Origin of the sequence: Methylobacterium bullatum (assembly GCF_014845095.1) — a bacterium.
GTDB lineage: Bacteria > Pseudomonadota > Alphaproteobacteria > Rhizobiales > Beijerinckiaceae > Methylobacterium > Methylobacterium bullatum.
In genome coordinates, this window is the sequence record NZ_NKUG01000091.1 from 1 (window position 1) to 15,027 (window position 15,027).

Sequence of the window (15,027 nt, forward strand, 5' to 3'; positions counted from 1 at the left end):
ACCACCCCCACCTCCAACTCGTCCCCACAAGGGGGAGGAGGACGCCGCACACACCTTCACCCCCGCGCGCGACAGCGCCGGGGGCATGGCCCAAAAGAAGCCCCAAAAGGGGGACGCGGGACGCCGCGAAACCCATTGAGCGCTATCATAGTTTGCCGGTCCCCCGGCGTCCCGTCAGGCTCCGGCGTTCCCGCCGGGGCCTGTTTTTTCGTCGCGGTGTCTCCAGCGGTCCTCGCGTTGCGTCGCGCTCTGGTGGTGGTCGTTCGATCCCATCCCGGCTGTTCGAACGGACTTTGCCCCGCACGCCCTCTCGTATTGGAGGGGTCGCAATCCTTGTCATGGGAGCCCAGACCGAGGTCGATGCCGGGGCATTTAACTCCCAGTTCCTCGCCCCGATCCGAGCCTCCAGCCTTGGCGAGCCGCCGCCCGGGGCGATGGTGACCGACACCACCGACGCAGGCACCGCCCCGCCGCCCTTTCGGCCCACCCGGTCGGTCACCGGACAGGCCCCCTTCGCTGGGCGGCAGGTGTGGGGATATAGGCATGAAATAGGAATTTTGTCAAGACACTTGGAATAAATTGGCGATTATGCATTCCGCACAAAAGGCGGTCGCCATGAGCAGGACCGGCTGTTGCAGCGAGCATTTAACGCCTGATCTGGCGCCTTGCCGGCCAAGGTACCCGCATGACACGATAGGGGACTTCCGAGATGCATCTGTGAGCAAGAGAATGGCGATCAGTGTGGATTATCCCGAATTGCTCGACAATTTCCCCGAGTACCTGAGTCCAATTCGCTCTGCGAGCGCAGCATTTCTGATTTGGTATCTAGAGCAGTATTACCGGCTCGAACAAGTAGAGGCTGAAGACGCCGTTTGCGATCAGGGCGGTGATAAGGGCGTGGATGGGATTTTTATCAACGATAGCAATCTAACGATAACTGTATTTCAGTCGAAAATATCCCATAAAACGAATTCTACGGTAGGCGATGCAACGCTGCGTGGATTTCTCGGCACTTTGCAGCAGTTCAAATCAGCCGAAGCAGTTACTCATCTTATGGAAAATGCTGGTAACGCCCAAATCGTACAGCTAATAAAGCGCTCTGACTTACTGTCAAAAATTGGCACTTATGAGCTGCGCGGTGAGTTTGTTACAAATATTGATCTTGACCACAATGGGTCGTCCTTCTTAAAACACTATGGGAACGATATAAAATTCATTGGTAGACAATTCTTGATCGACAATCATATTTCCGATGAAAGAAATCTTCCAAAACAAAAGCCCGCAACATTTGATGTCTACGGAATTGGCGTAGCTGAGCATGTCGCGGGTGGCGATGTGCGAGCTATTATTGCTCCGATTAGAGCTAGAGAATTAGTTCTAATGGATGGAATTAGCGATCAATCCCTATTCGCTTACAATGTACGCGGGCCGCTTGGACGAACTAGTGTAAATAAAGACGTGGTTGCTACAATTAACGACAGTGATAAGCATAAATTGTTCCCGCTTTTCCATAATGGCATAACCGTCATAGCTCAATCGGTTAAGCAGGCGCCCGACAAGATTGAAATTAGCGGCTACTACGTCGTCAATGGCTGCCAAAGCATCACGTCGCTTTATAATAACAAAGAAGCCATAACCGATGACCTAAAGTTGCTTACGAAGTTTATAGAAATGGACCCGAGCTCGCCTACGGCGACGCTGATTACAGAATATTCAAACAACCAAAATGGAGTTAGATCAAGAGATTTTAAGTCAAACAATAAGATTCAGATCCGCCTTCGCACTGAATTTGCCCAACACTACGATGGTGTTTATAGCTATGAAATAAAACGAGGGGAAACACCATCTGAGGGTGAATCGATACCCAATGAAGAAGCCGGCTTATATATGATGGCCTTCGACCAGAAGGAGCCGTGGGGAACACATAGGAAGTATGAAGTTTTTGAGGATAGGCACGCTGCGCTATTTGGAAGGCCTGAAGTTAGCGCCGACCGTATCGTAATGCTAAGGCTGATTGATAATGAGATTGTCAATAAACTTGTTCTATTTAGACAAGGCCTCATAGCTAAGTACAAACTTACACGATACATGATTATGTACATATTCAGAGAGCTTCTGAATGATGACAAAAAATTCAATGAAATAATAAACAACCCAGAAAAATTCATGCGCGACGCCGGACTGCGAAAGCGGTTTTGCGAATGCATTGGTGGATTCATTGGGGATATTATTGTCGATATCGACGTCGAAAGCCGAAGGTTCGGCACCGATTTCGATTATCGTGGAAAAGTAAAAGACGCAGAATGGGTGAAGTCTTTAGCGAGCAGCATACAGAAAGACTATGAAAAAAATGTAATACGCGGGCGACAGGACACATTTGAAATGGAATGGAACAAATAAAATGGATAGTCGCGATAACAATAATCTTTCAGAGGTAGCAATCGCAGATTGTGGCTGAAGCCGCCGCCCTTCTTGGCGCCGCCGGCTTCCCGCCAACGAAAGTCTCGTCGGCCTCCCCAAAACCACCGCCAACGCCCATCAGGGGTTCGGGCGAAACGGTATCGGACATTGCTTCGCGGATGCGGTGAGCCAAGGCCGAGTGTGCGGTTAAGCTGAGCGGCTGATACGCCTTTATTGCTGTACGCCATAAGGACACAGTAACGTCATAAATGAGACATCACCGCCCCGTCCGCACCCGCGTCCAATTCCGCGTCACGAACCGCTGCGTCCGGTCATCCCAGGCCTGGTTGGTGAACAGCCGCTGCATCGTCGCCTCGTCCGGGTAGATGCCGGCATTCGAAAGGATCTCCGGCTTCACCAGGGGTTTGGCGGCGAGGTTGCCGTTGGCGTAAGCGACGAAGTTGGTGTTGGCGGCGGCGACCTCGGGGCGCATCAGGTAGTCGATGAAGCGGTGGGCCTCCTCCGGGTGGGGGGCGTCCTTGGGGATGGCCAGCGCATCGAACCACATCAGCGCGCCTTCCTTCGGGATGAAATAGGCGATCTCGACGCCGTTCTTCGATTCCTCGGCGCGTTTCTTGGCCTGCATCACGTCGCCGGAATAGCCCACTGCGAGGCAGAGGTCGCCGTTGGCGAGCCCGTTGATGTATTCCGACGAGTGGAATTTTCGCACCGAGCCGCGCACCTTGAACAGGGCGTCGGTGACCTGGGAGATGTCGTCCCAGCGCTTGGTGTCGGGCTTGAGGCCGTAGGCCGGCAGCATGCTGGGGATCAGGTCCTCGGGGCTGTCGAGCATCATCACCCCGCAATCCTTGAGCTTGGCCATCAGCGCAGGGTTGAGCACCAGGGTCCAGGTGTTGAGGGGCTGGTTGGGGCCGAGGCGCTCGCGCACGGGGCCGAGATTCACGCCGATGCCGGTGGTGCCCCACATGTAGTCCACCGCATAGGCGTTGCCGGGGTCGTAGACCGCGAGGCGCTGGGCGATCTCGGGCCAGGCGTGTCTGAGGTTCGGGATCTTGGCCTTGTCGAGGGGCCGGAACACGCCGGCCTTGATGAGGCGCTGCAGGAACGGGCCGGTAGGCACCACGAGATCGTAGCCGGACTGGCCGGCCAGCAGCTTCGTCTCCAGGATCTCGTTGTTGTCGTAGGTGTCGTACACGACCTTGATGCCGGTCTCCTTGGTGAAGGCGTCCAGCATCTTGGGGTCGATATAGTCCGACCAATTGTAGATGTTGACCACGCGTTCGGGGCCCTTGGGCTCTTGAGCCTGCGCCTGGGCCTGCGCCGAATTGAGGAAGGCGAAGGCCAGGAACAGCGACCCGGCGAGGCTGAGCGCCAGCGCGATCAGAAGGATGACGAAAACGATCCGGCGCATCGGCTGGCTCCTCGCGTGTCAGTGCGTCAGGCGGGGAGTTTGGCCGCGACGACGACGATCTCCACGAGGTATTCGGGTGCGGCGAGCTTGGCCTCCACCGTGGCGCGGGCGGGCGGGTTCTCCTTCGAGACCCAGGCGTCCCAGGCGGCGTTCATCTCGGCGAAGGTGGCGATGTCGGCCAGATAGATCGTGGTCGAGAGGATGCGGCTCTTGTCGCTGCCGGCCTGGGCGAGCAGCCGGTCGATCTCGGCGAGGATCTCCTGCGTCTGCGCGGTGACGCCGACCCCCACCACCGTGCCGGCCACCTGACCCGCGAGGTAGACCATGTCGCCATAGGTGACCGCCTGGCTCATGCGGGCGCCGGATTCGAAACGGGTGATCGTGGTCATGCGGGGATACTCGAGAATGGGGGAGGGTGCCCCGCGTTGTGCCGTGCGGGAGGGCCGCCCGTAAAGGGGCAGGGGGACGCGCCCCCTCGGGGAATGAGACATTCTCGCCACGCCGGGCGCAACCCATCCCGCGATGCGGCGTTGCTTGACCAATACGGCCAAGTCCGGCGGGGACAATCCCGGCCGCCGCGTATCGGGAATTAGCTCATGGGTATCATCTGGACCATCATCATCGGCTTCCTCGCCGGTGTCGTCGCCAAGTTCATCATGCCGGGCGACAAGGAGCCCGCGGGCTTCATCCTCACCACCATCCTCGGCATCGTCGGCGCCTTCGTCGCCACCTTCCTCGGCCAGGCCCTCGGCTGGTACGCCCCCAACCAGGGCGCGGGCTTCATCGGCGCGGTGGTCGGCGCCATCGTGGTGCTCGCCATCTACGGCTTCATCGCCAGCCGCCGCACCACCACCCTTTGAGGCTCATGGCGTGCGGGTCGTGTGACCCCGCGCCGGAGATCGGCAAGACAAAAGGGGCGCCCCATCGGAGCGCCCCTTTTTCGTGTCTTGGGTTCAGGAGATTTGGGTTCAGGAGATGTAGCCGGCCGACTTGACCGGGCAATGGCCGGTGGCGCCGCGAATGGCGAGGCCGGCGCCGACCACGAGGGCGGCGAGGCTCAACCACTTGTTCGGCCGGGGCTGGGCGGCGGCGGCCGCGATGCCGAGGCCGAGCACCACGGACACCGCCCGCTCGGTGGTGGACAGGTTCGCTTCGCCCTCGAAGATGCTCGGAATCATCGGATCTGCCATGGTGGAGTCTACTCCTCGTGTTGCGTCGCGGGGCGAACGCGGCGGGAGGATGGGTGTTCCGAGAGAACGGAGGCCGGATGGGTACGAGCACGCGCAAACCGATCTCCGTGGCCGAGATCCGCCGCCTCGCCGGCCCGGAGGTTTTTGCGCGCGGCGAGGAGTACCGGCGCCGGGACGCGGTCTCCGACCTCGTGATGCGCGGCGACACCCTCACCGCCGCGGTGGCGGGGAGCGAGATCGATCCCTACCGGGTGAGCATCCGCATCGCGCGGGGCAAGGCGACGGCCTTTTCCTGCACCTGCCCCTACGAATGGGGCGGCGCCTGCAAGCACGTGGTGGCGACCCTGCTCACCCTCGCGGACGATCCCGGCTCCGCCGCCGCCCGTCCGACCCTGGAGGCCCTTCTCGCCCCCTTGAGCGCCGAGGCCCTGCGCGACCTGATCCTGCGGCGGGCCGAGGAGGATCCCGACCTCACCGGCTGGATCGAGGCGGACCTCGCCACCGCGTTGCGCCCCGGCGGCGCGCCGGTGGACACAACCGCCGTGTCCGCGCGCGCCCGCGCCGTGCTCTCCGGCCCCTCCCGGAACCGCGACTTCTGGGACGGCTACCGCCCCAGCGGCAATGCCGACGCCCTGCGCCACCTGGCGGACAAGGCCGTGCCGCACATGGAGGCCGGCGACGGTCGCAGCGCCCTGCGCATCCTCGAGGCCGTGGCCGAACCCGTGATCGAGGACTGGCTCGGCGGCGGCTACGAGACGGACGAGGAGTTCTACCTCCTGTTCCACGATCTCGGGCGGATGATGGCCGAGGCCGCGCTGCTCTCCGACCTCGACGGGGGCGAGCGGGAGGCGCTGGTGGACACCCTGGAGGGCTGGGACGCGGAGCTCTACGACTACGGCGTCGAGGACGGCTTCGGCATCGCGGCCCGCGCCCTGGAGCAGGGCTGGGACGATCCCGCGCTCAACGCCATTTTGGAGGGCGGGACCGGGCCGTGGCCGGCGGACGACGAGGACCTCACCGAGCTCGAACTCACCGCGATCCGCCTGCGGGTGCTCGACGCGCGGGGCCACGGCGACGCCTATCTCCACCTCGCCCGGGCCGTCGGCGCCGAGGCGCGCGTCGCCACCATGCTCGTGCGGCTCGGCCGGATCGCGGAGGCGGTGGCGCATGGCAGCGCCCGCTTCACCCTGCCGGACGAGGCCCTCGACCTCGCGCGGGCGCTGATGGAGGCGGGCCGGTCCGATGAGGCGTTCCACGTCGCCGAGGCCGGGCTCGGCCTCGCGGGGGGCGATGCCGGCGACAGGGACGATCAACCGTGGCGTCCCGGCGCCTCGGTCCTCCCCCTGGCCCATTGGCTGCGCGAGGCCGCCGCAGGGGCAGGGCACACGGAGCTGGCCGTCCGCGCCGCCCGCGCGGCCTTCCGGCGCTCGCTGTCGCGCGAGGATTACGAGGCGGCGCGCGCGGTCGCGGGGGAGGGCTGGGACTGGCTGAAGCCCGATCTCCTCGCCGGGCTGATCGCCGCCGACCGCGCGCCCGACCGGATCGAGATCCTCCTCGACGAGGGGATGATCGACGAGGCGGTCGCCGCCATCGGCGAGGCGACGGGCTACGACACGCCCGAGCCGGTGACTTTGCGCCTGCTGGAGGTGGCGCATGGGCGCCATTCCGATTGGGTGATCCGCACCGCCGAACGCAAGGCCGTCGCGATCATCGATCAGGGTCAAGCGGGCCGCTACGATGTCGCCGCGGCCTTCCTCGCGCGCGCCGCCCAAGCCTACGACGCGGCGGGGCGGATCGACGACTGGACCGCCCGCATCGAGGACCTCATCGCCACCCACCGCCGCAAGCACAAGCTCCGCCCCCTGCTGGAGGCCCTGCGCTACGACGCGTGAGCCTCACGCCCCCGCATGACCGGCGGGGGTCGATGCGGCGACAAGGCCGTCGTCGATCTCGCTCGCCCGCAACGCCGCCGGCCGGGCATAGAGCCGGCCGATATAGGCCTCGAAGGCGGGGCGGCGCGGAATCGTGCCGAACTGCATGCCCCAGCCGAGATGCGAGCCGAGATAGAGGTCGGCGGCGCTGAACCGGCCGCCCGCGAGATACTCCGTGCCCGAGACCGCGCCTTCCAGGGTATCGAGCACCTCGGCCATGCTGCCGTAGCCGGCCATGCCCTTGCGCTCGGGCGGCACATCGATACCGAGCGCCGTGTTCAGGACGGCCGCCTCCACCGGCCCGGCGGCGAAGAACAGCCAGCGGTAATACGCTCCGCGCTCCGCGCTGCCGGGTGGCGGTGCGAGACCGGCGTCGGGGAACGCATCGGCGAGATAAGCGAGGATGGCGGCGCATTCGGTGACCACGCTCTCGCCATGGCGCAGGGCCGGCACCTTCCCCATGGGATTGATGCCGAGATAGGCCGGCTGCTTCAGCGCTGTGAAATCGAGGATCTCTGCCCGGTAGGGCCGCCCGACCTCCTCCAGCATCCAGCGCACGATCCGCCCGCGCGACATCGGGTGGGTGTAGAGGATGAGGTCTTCGCTCATGGGGCCTCCCTGGGACGGTGGTCGCCGGCGATTCGCCGAGGCAGGGGAGGGTACGGAGCTGACCGAAGCCGGCAAGTGCCCGTGGCTGCCACCAGACCACCTCCACCTCAGCTGCGGCGCCGCAGCCTCGGGAGGGTTCCGGGGATCGCAATGATATCTGAAGCCCTCCTTCAAGGCCTGCGCTTCGCTCCGTCGCCTCAGGATGAGGTGGTTTGGCGGGATGGGCCATGTGCGGCCGGCCCTGTTGCCATCACCAGACGTCCCACCCAATCACCTCATCCTGAGGCGCCGCGTAGCGGCCTCGAAGGAGGGCTCCAGAAGATCGCGGTGGGTTCTGGAGCCCTCCTTCGAGGTCTCCGCTCCGCCCCGTTCCTCTCCGAACTTTCATGCATCGGTCGAGGTCGATGTCATCGATACACACCCAGGGCGCAGCGGAACGATCATGGCCATCCGCCTCTGACGATACCGGATGATGGAGTGAGCACCGGGCACGACCATCTCGATCATGGGCGCGCTTCCCGAGGCATCCGTGCCCCAAACGAAAAAGCGCGGCCCCTCTCGGGACCGCGCTCTTCATTCTCGATCACCCCGAAGGCTGAGGGGGCTTACGCGTCCTGGCGGGGTCCGCGGGCGCGGTCCTGCTCGGCGTTGCGCTCGGCCTTGAGCTTCTCGGTCAGGTCCTCGCCGGTCTCCTGGTCGACGACCTTCATGGAGAGGCGGATCTTGCCGCGATCGTCCGCGCCGAGGAACTTCACCTTGACCTTCTGGCCGTCCTTGACGACGTCCGTCACCTTGGCGACGCGCTGGGCGGCGAGTTCCGAGATATGGACGAGGCCGTCCTTGGCGCCGAAGAAGTTCACGAAGGCGCCGAACTCCATGCATTTCACGACGGTGCCGTCGTAGATCATGCCGACTTCGGCTTCCGCCACAATCGACCGGATCCAGTTATAGGCGGCCTTGATGGCCTTGCCGTCGCTGGAGGCGATCTTCACCGTGCCGGTGTCGTCGATGTTGATCTTGGCGCCGGTCTTCTCGACGATCTCGCGGATCACCTTGCCGCCGGTGCCGATCACTTCCCGGATCTTGTCGGTGGGGATCTGCATGGTCTCGATGCGGGGCGCGTATTCGCCGAGCTCGGGACGGGCATCGGTGAGGGCCTTGGCCATCTCGCCGAGGATGTGGACGCGGCCTTCCTGCGCCTGATGCAGGGCGACCTTCATGATCTCCTCGGTGATGCCGGCGATCTTGATGTCCATCTGCAGCGAGGTGATGCCGGCTTCCGTGCCCGCCACCTTGAAGTCCATGTCGCCCAGGTGATCCTCGTCGCCGAGGATGTCGGACAGCACGGCGTAGCGCTCACCCTCGAGGATGAGGCCCATGGCGATGCCGGCCACCGGACGGCGCAGGGGCACGCCGGCATCCATCAGCGACAGCGAGGCGCCGCAGACGGAGGCCATCGAGGAGGAGCCGTTCGACTCGGTGATCTCGGACACGACGCGGATCGTGTACGGGAACTCGTGGGCCGGCGGCAGCACGGGGTGCACGGCGCGCCAGGCGAGCTTGCCGTGGCCGATCTCGCGGCGGCCCGGGGAGCCCATGCGGCCGGTCTCGCCCACCGAGTAGGGAGGGAAGTTGTAGTGCAGCAGGAAGGTCTCTTTGTAGGTGCCTTCGAGCGCGTCGATGAACTGCTCGTCCTCGCCGGTGCCGAGGGTGGCGACCACGAGGGCCTGGGTCTCGCCGCGGGTGAACAGCGACGAACCGTGGGCGCGGGGCAGCACGCCGACCTGGGACACGATCGGCCGCACGGTGCGGACGTCGCGTCCGTCGATGCGGGAGCCCGTGTCGAGGATGTTCCAGCGCACGACCTTGGACTGCGCTTCCTTGAACGCGGCCTTGACCTTCTCAGGCGAGAACCTCTGCTCACCCTCGGCCGGACAGAGAGCCGCGATCACCTTCGCCTTCACGGCGTCGACGGCGGCGTAGCGCTCCTGCTTGACGGTGTTCTTGTAGGCGTCGCGGAGCTCCGCTTCGCACACGTCGAGGACGGCCTGCTCCACGTCGCCGTTCTCGGGCGCGGAGAAGTTGCGGGGCTCCTTGGCGGCCTTCTCGGCGAGGCGGATGATCGCGTCGATGACCGGCTGGAAATGCTTGTGGCCGAACATCACGGCGCCGAGCATGGTCTCTTCGTCGAGCTCCTTGGCCTCGGATTCCACCATCAGCACGGCGTCCTGCGTGCCGGCGACGACGAGATCCAGGGTCGAGTTCTCGAGCTCGGGAACCGGCGGGTTCAGGATGTACTGGCCGTTGACGTAGCCGACGCGGGCCGCGCCGATCGGGCCGGTGAAGGGCACGCCCGACAGGGTGAGGGCGGCGGAGGCCGCCACCATGGCGAGGATGTCGGGATCGTTCTCGAGGTCGTGGGTCAGGACGGTGACGACGACCTGGGTGTCGTTGCGCCAGCCTTCGACGAAGAGGGGGCGGATCGGGCGGTCGATGAGGCGGGAGACCAGGGTCTCCTTCTCGGAGGGACGGCCTTCGCGCTTGAAGTATCCGCCGGGGATGCGGCCGGCGGCGTAGGCGCGCTCCTGGTAGTTCACGGTGAGCGGCAGGAAGTCGATTCCGGCCTTGGGCTCCTTGCCGGACACAACGGTGGCCAGCACCGAGGTCTCGCCATACGTCGCCATCACGGCGCCGTCGGCCTGGCGGGCGACCTTGCCCGTCTCGAGGACGAGCTTGCGGTCGCCCCAGATCAGCTCTTCACGTTGTACGTCGAACATATGTCATGCCTTCCTGCGGTCGGGCGTGCCCGGCGCCGCCAGGGGCAAGACGGCGAGGAGTTCCGCGCCGGACCGGCGAAGAACTCCTGGCGATCCTGTCCCCGACGAGTGCGCCTCGAAGCGGCCCGATGGTCGCGCGGCCAGACCCATTCCGGCAGCGCGGGACGTCAATGAAATGCGGCCCTGAGCCAGGCTCGGGACCGCGAAAATCGCCTTAGCGGCGGATGCCGAGACGCTCGATGAGGCTGCGGTAGCGGGCCTCGTCCTTGCGCTTGACGTAGTCGAGCAGCGAGCGGCGCTGCGAGACCATCTTCAGGAGGCCGCGGCGGGAATGGTTGTCCTTGCCGTGGGTCTTGAAGTGGCCGGTGAGGTTGGTGATCCGCTCGGTGAGGATCGCCACCTGGACCTCCGGAGAACCGGTGTCCTTGCCGCCGGTCGCGTATTCCTTGATGAGCGCAGTCTTGCGCTCGGCCGAAATCGACATCGCATTCCCTTTCGATACGGGTTTTCGGATCGAGACGGTTTTCTTCGAGAAAGACCGCCTCAGCCTGCGACGGGGCCTGTGCCGGGATGTCGTCCAGCACGGTCGCGTTCACAAGCAGCTTTAGCCCCGTGCCCGTTTCCGGGTCGAGGCCAGAGGACACATACACCAATCCGGGCTTCGTGCCACCCCCGTCCCGGCGCCTGCCCGGACGGATGCCGGGCCTTCGCTCCGCCTCGGCGGAGCGTCCGGAACGACGCAAGGCCGCCTCGGGCCATTCCAAGTCTAACGTCTTGATTTATCGTATTGTCTGTCGACGAGCCGGGCTCCATTTCGCCGCAAAGGTCACAGTGCGACAAATTCGAGCTTCTGTCTTTTGCATTCAAACTTAAATGTGATAAAGGCTCGGCCTCAACTAAGAAGCGCAATCAGGTTTTCCGAAACGACTGGGGGTGGAATGAACCGGATCATCATCAAGATCGGAAGACCGATAGCATTTGCTGTTATTGCTTTCGCATCAAGTTATTACTTGTTTGGCTCGGCCTTTATCGCGTTGGCACTTAGCCTGATCCCCCTGCTGCTCGGGGGGCTTGGTGTCTTCGAGAGCTTTTCCTACACAGTCGCGGCGCTGATCTTCGTCGCCGCCGTGATCTGGGCCGTCGTTCCCGCCGGGACGAAGGAGTTCGTCAAGCAACACTACGATGCCGCCGTGAAGGAGTTCGTGGCCGGCATGCCCGACACGAAGAAAACGGACTGAACCGGTATCGAAAACAGCGTTCGCCGGTTCTGCGGCCGGACCGCCCCGACACTCAGAAGCTTGAGCGCAGCCCGATGGGCGGATGGAATCAGCCGGAGGCGGACAGTCGATCCGGCACAGCGGAGCTCACCGCGCGGATGTCCCGCACGAGCGCGTCGATCCGCTCGGGCTCGGAATCCCAGGCGAACATGAACCGGGCGCCACCGCCGATGAAGGTGTAGAAACGCCAGCCCCTGTCCCGCAAGGCGTCCAGTCGCTCGGGCGATGCCTTCAGGAATACGGCGTTGGCCTCCACCGGAAACATGGCGGTAAAGCCCGGGCACTCCGCCACCGCCCCGGCGAGACGTCGCGCGCAGGCATTGGCATGGGCTGCGTTGCGGATCCAGGCGCCGCCCTCCAGCATTCCGACCCAGGGCGCGGTGAGGAAGCGCATCTTCGAGGCGAGCTGCCCCGCCTGCTTGCAGCGATAGCCGAAATCCTCGGCGAGGGCGGGATCGAAGAACAGGATCGCCTCGCCCGCCGCCATGCCGTTCTTGGTGCCGCCGAAGCAGAGCAGGTCGACCCCCGCCTTCCAGGTCATCTCCGCCGGCTCACAGCCGAGGCTGGCGCAGGCATTGGCGAAGCGCGCGCCGTCCATGTGGAGGCGCAGGCCGAGGTCCCGGCAGCCGGCCGAAACCGCCCGGATCTCGTCGAGGGTATAGAGCTGCCCGGTCTCCGTCGGCTGGGTGATCGTCACGACGCGGGGTTTGGGGAAATGAATGTCGGAGCGCCCCGTCGCGAGCCCCCGGATGAGGGCCGGCGTGAGCTTTCCGTCCGGGCTCGCCGCCACCAGCAGTTTCGAGCCGTTGGAGAAGAATTCCGGGGCGCCGCACTCGTCGGTCTCCACATGCGCCGAGGCCGAGCAGATGACGCTGTGGTAGGACTGGCACAGGGAGGCCAGCGCCAGGGAGTTGGCGGCGGTGCCGTTGAAGGCGAAGAACACCTCCGCATCCGGCTTGTCGAACAGATCGCGGAACGCGTCCGACGCCCGCTTCGTCCAGGCATCCTCGCCATAGGCGGGCACCGAGCCGCCATTGGCCGCTTCGGTGGCGGCCCAGGCCTCGGGACAGATGCCGGCGTAGTTGTCGCTGGCGAATTGCTGGGGTTCGGACTTCATCGTCGCTGCGCCTTCCGTCGGTCCCAAAGGGGAGCCGAAGCGACGCGTGGCGAAACCCGTTTCGTTGCCGGTTCGGCCACATCCCCTCCAGTCGATGAGGGCTCCACCTTGCTCGGATCAGCAGGTTGGCGTCGGGCGTCGCCGCGACTCTTGATGCGATAGGAGGCTTATCAGCGCGCGGGGCCGGCCGCAACGCGACGGGAGTGATGCGTGCCGCCCGTCCTCCCACACTGGGAGGACGGGCGAGGAGCGAACTTCAGGCAGTCGGGCGACCCGAGCGGCCGGAATAGCGGCGGCGGAGGTAGGAGACGACCCTGGGGAGAAGGAAGGCGAGGATCAGCTTGCGCATTTGGAGGACACTCCGGAGCGGTGAATAAGATGCGGCGCCCATCCGGGGCCGCCAGTCCGAAGTGCAATGATCGGCAGGGCTTTGCGTTCCTCGGCCGGCCACACGGATGGGATGCGCCCGCCCGTCACAGGTCGAGGGTCAGCGTCACCGGTACGTGGTCGGAGGGTCGCTCCCAGCCCCGCGCCTCGCGGAACACGTCCACGGAGCGCGCGGTGCCGATGAGGTCGGGCGAGATCCAGGCATGGTCGAGGCGCCGCCCCTTGTTGGCGGCCGACCAGTCCGGCGAGCGGTAGCTCCACCACGTGTAGATCTTCTCGGGCTCCGGGGTGAGCACGCGGGCGGCGTCGATCCAACCGGCTTCCCCGCGCAGTTCTTCCAGGGCCTGCGTCTCCACCGGCGTATGGCTGACCACGGAGAGCAACTGCTTGTGCGACCAGACGTCGTGTTCGAGGGGCGCCACGTTGAGGTCGCCCACCAGGATCGCCGGGCCGGCCATGCGCCGTGCGCCCCAGGCACGCAGGTCTTGCAGGAAGTCGAGCTTGTGCGCGAATTTCGGATTGAGCCCGACATCCGGAACGTCGCCGCCGGCCGGGACGTAGAAATTGTGGATCACGAGGCCCGCCGCCGCGCCCGCCTCCGGCCCGAGCACGGCCGAGATGTGGCGGGCATCCGGCTTCCCGCAGAAGGCCATGACGTCGCGGGTGAGCAGGGGAAAGCGCGAAAGGATGGCCACACCGTTGTAGCCCTTCTGGCCGGCGAAGACGACGTGCTCGTAGCCGGACCCGCGCAGGTCCTTCAGCGGAAACGCGTCGTCCGGGCACTTGGTCTCCTGCAGGCAGAGCACGTCGGGCTTCGCTTGCGCGAGGAACCGCAGCACGAGATCGATGCGCAACCGCACCGAATTGATGTTCCAGGTGGTGACGGAGAGGCGCAACGGGTCTAGCTCACAGATGTGATAAGGGACGGGATCGGCCGCTTCGATAGACCGGATCGGCCCGCCCGTCGCCGCACAAATGCCGCGTTCCATCAGCGAGAAGGACGCGCCGTCGCCGTTTCAGGAAGGATCGCCCGTCGTGTCGCGCACCCGCTCTGCGCTCTTCAACGTCTACTGGGCCGCCTGGACCGCCTGTTTCGCGCTTCCCCTCGTGGTGCTCGCGGCCCTCGGCTGCCCGACGAAGCCGATTCGGGCGGCGACGCGGCTGTGGTCGCGCGGCATCCTGTTCGGCCTGCGCTACATCGTCGGCCTGTCCTATGTGGAGGAGGGGCGCGCCCACATCCCCGCAGAGCCGTGCCTCATCGTGGCCAACCACCAATCGGCCTGGGAGACCCTGGCCTTCCTCATCCTGATCCCGAACGTCGCCATCGTGGCCAAGCGCGAACTCGTGGCGATCCCCATCGTCGGCTGGTTCCTGCGCCGCTCGCCGATGATCATCATCGACCGGGCCAACGGCACCCAGGCCCTGCGCACCATGATCGACGAGAGCCGGATGGCCATCGCGGAGGGGCGCTCGATCCTGATGTTCCCGGAGGGCACCCGCAGCACCATCGACGCGCCGGTGCAGTTCAAGCGCGGGGTGGAACTGCTCTACGCCAAGCTCGGCCTACCGGTCCTGCCCGTGGCGGTGAATTCCGGCCTGTACTGGCCCCATGGCGGCTCGCGCCACATCCCCGGAACCGTGGTGGTGAGCTACCTTGAAACCCTGAAGCCGGGCCTCTCCGGCGGCGAGTTCATGCGGGGCACGCAGGACGCGATCGACGCGGAGTTGAACCGCTGGCGGAGCGGAACCCCGGAAATGAGCCTTCAAGCGTCGTGAGCAACAATTCCTCCCCCCTCTGCGGGCTTATGGGATCCACGCTTTTCAGCGGGATGCGCTGCCCTCCTCCCCCTTGTGGGGAGGAGTTGGAGGTGGGGGTGGTTGGGTGACCCTCAGCCGTCGGAGGCTGG

The 15,027-nt window shown here is 64.7% G+C and carries 13 protein-coding genes and 1 riboswitch; of the genes, 5 read left to right on the plus strand and 8 right to left on the minus strand.

Going from position 1 to position 15,027, the window contains the following annotated elements; all coding sequences use genetic code 11:
- The first annotated feature begins 729 nt into the window (after positions 1-729).
- Positions 730-2,400, plus strand: coding sequence for an AIPR family protein (locus tag MBTS_RS13840; protein WP_192215878.1), 1,671 nt, complete (start codon positions 730-732; stop codon positions 2,398-2,400).
- A 277-nt stretch (positions 2,401-2,677) separates the two neighbouring features.
- Here MBTS_RS13840 and MBTS_RS13845 read toward each other — a convergent pair whose 3' ends face one another.
- Complete coding sequence (locus MBTS_RS13845) at positions 2,678-3,832, minus strand: polyamine ABC transporter substrate-binding protein (protein WP_192215879.1); 1,155 nt, start codon at positions 3,830-3,832, stop codon at positions 2,678-2,680.
- Positions 3,833-3,858: 26 nt separating this feature from the next.
- On the minus strand, positions 3,859-4,221 hold the full coding sequence (locus tag MBTS_RS13850) for a RidA family protein (protein WP_192215880.1): 363 nt from the start codon (positions 4,219-4,221) through the stop codon (positions 3,859-3,861).
- Positions 4,222-4,428: 207 nt separating this feature from the next.
- Here MBTS_RS13850 and MBTS_RS13855 point away from each other — a divergent pair, with 207 nt between their 5' ends.
- Entirely contained in the window at positions 4,429-4,692 is a 264-nt protein-coding gene (locus tag MBTS_RS13855) for a GlsB/YeaQ/YmgE family stress response membrane protein (RefSeq protein ID WP_056159309.1), read from the plus strand.
- Between the two features lie 108 nt (positions 4,693-4,800).
- Here MBTS_RS13855 and MBTS_RS13860 read toward each other — a convergent pair whose 3' ends face one another.
- Positions 4,801-5,022 (minus strand): YgaP family membrane protein, encoded by a 222-nt coding sequence (locus MBTS_RS13860; protein ID WP_018044130.1) that lies wholly within the window; start codon positions 5,020-5,022, stop codon positions 4,801-4,803.
- A 77-nt stretch (positions 5,023-5,099) separates the two neighbouring features.
- Between MBTS_RS13860 and MBTS_RS13865 the strand changes: the two genes are divergently transcribed.
- Complete coding sequence (locus tag MBTS_RS13865) at positions 5,100-6,914, plus strand: SWIM zinc finger family protein (protein WP_192215881.1); 1,815 nt, start codon at positions 5,100-5,102, stop codon at positions 6,912-6,914.
- Positions 6,915-6,917: 3 nt separating this feature from the next.
- Here MBTS_RS13865 and MBTS_RS13870 read toward each other — a convergent pair whose 3' ends face one another.
- The 3 genes from MBTS_RS13870 to rpsO all read right to left on the minus strand — a co-directional run bounded on the left by MBTS_RS13870 (position 6,918) and on the right by rpsO (position 10,823).
- Complete coding sequence (locus MBTS_RS13870; protein ID WP_192215882.1) at positions 6,918-7,562, minus strand: glutathione S-transferase family protein; 645 nt, start codon at positions 7,560-7,562, stop codon at positions 6,918-6,920.
- 605 nt (positions 7,563-8,167) lie between these two features.
- Entirely contained in the window at positions 8,168-10,339 is a 2,172-nt protein-coding gene (gene pnp, locus MBTS_RS13875; RefSeq protein WP_056142911.1) for a polyribonucleotide nucleotidyltransferase, read from the minus strand.
- Between the two features lie 214 nt (positions 10,340-10,553).
- Positions 10,554-10,823: a 30S ribosomal protein S15 gene (gene rpsO / locus MBTS_RS13880; protein ID WP_018044126.1), complete on the minus strand. Its 270-nt coding sequence runs from the start codon at positions 10,821-10,823 to the stop codon at positions 10,554-10,556.
- A gap of 454 nt (positions 10,824-11,277) precedes the next feature.
- On the opposite strand from rpsO, the gene MBTS_RS13885 reads away from it, so the two are divergent.
- Complete coding sequence (locus MBTS_RS13885; RefSeq protein WP_192215883.1) at positions 11,278-11,577, plus strand: hypothetical protein; 300 nt, start codon at positions 11,278-11,280, stop codon at positions 11,575-11,577.
- 88 nt (positions 11,578-11,665) lie between these two features.
- On the opposite strand, the gene MBTS_RS13890 is transcribed toward MBTS_RS13885, so the two are convergent.
- On the minus strand, positions 11,666-12,733 hold the full coding sequence (locus MBTS_RS13890; protein WP_192215884.1) for a threonine aldolase family protein: 1,068 nt from the start codon (positions 12,731-12,733) through the stop codon (positions 11,666-11,668).
- Positions 12,734-12,783: 50 nt separating this feature from the next.
- A riboswitch (SAM-I-IV-variant riboswitch) is annotated at positions 12,784-12,895 on the minus strand.
- Positions 12,896-13,206: 311 nt separating this feature from the next.
- Positions 13,207-14,016 (minus strand): exodeoxyribonuclease III, encoded by an 810-nt coding sequence (locus MBTS_RS13895; protein ID WP_192215885.1) that lies wholly within the window; start codon positions 14,014-14,016, stop codon positions 13,207-13,209.
- A gap of 79 nt (positions 14,017-14,095) precedes the next feature.
- On the opposite strand from MBTS_RS13895, the gene MBTS_RS13900 reads away from it, so the two are divergent.
- Entirely contained in the window at positions 14,096-14,896 is an 801-nt protein-coding gene (locus tag MBTS_RS13900; protein ID WP_192215886.1) for a lysophospholipid acyltransferase family protein, read from the plus strand.
- Positions 14,897-15,027: the final 131 nt, after the last annotated feature.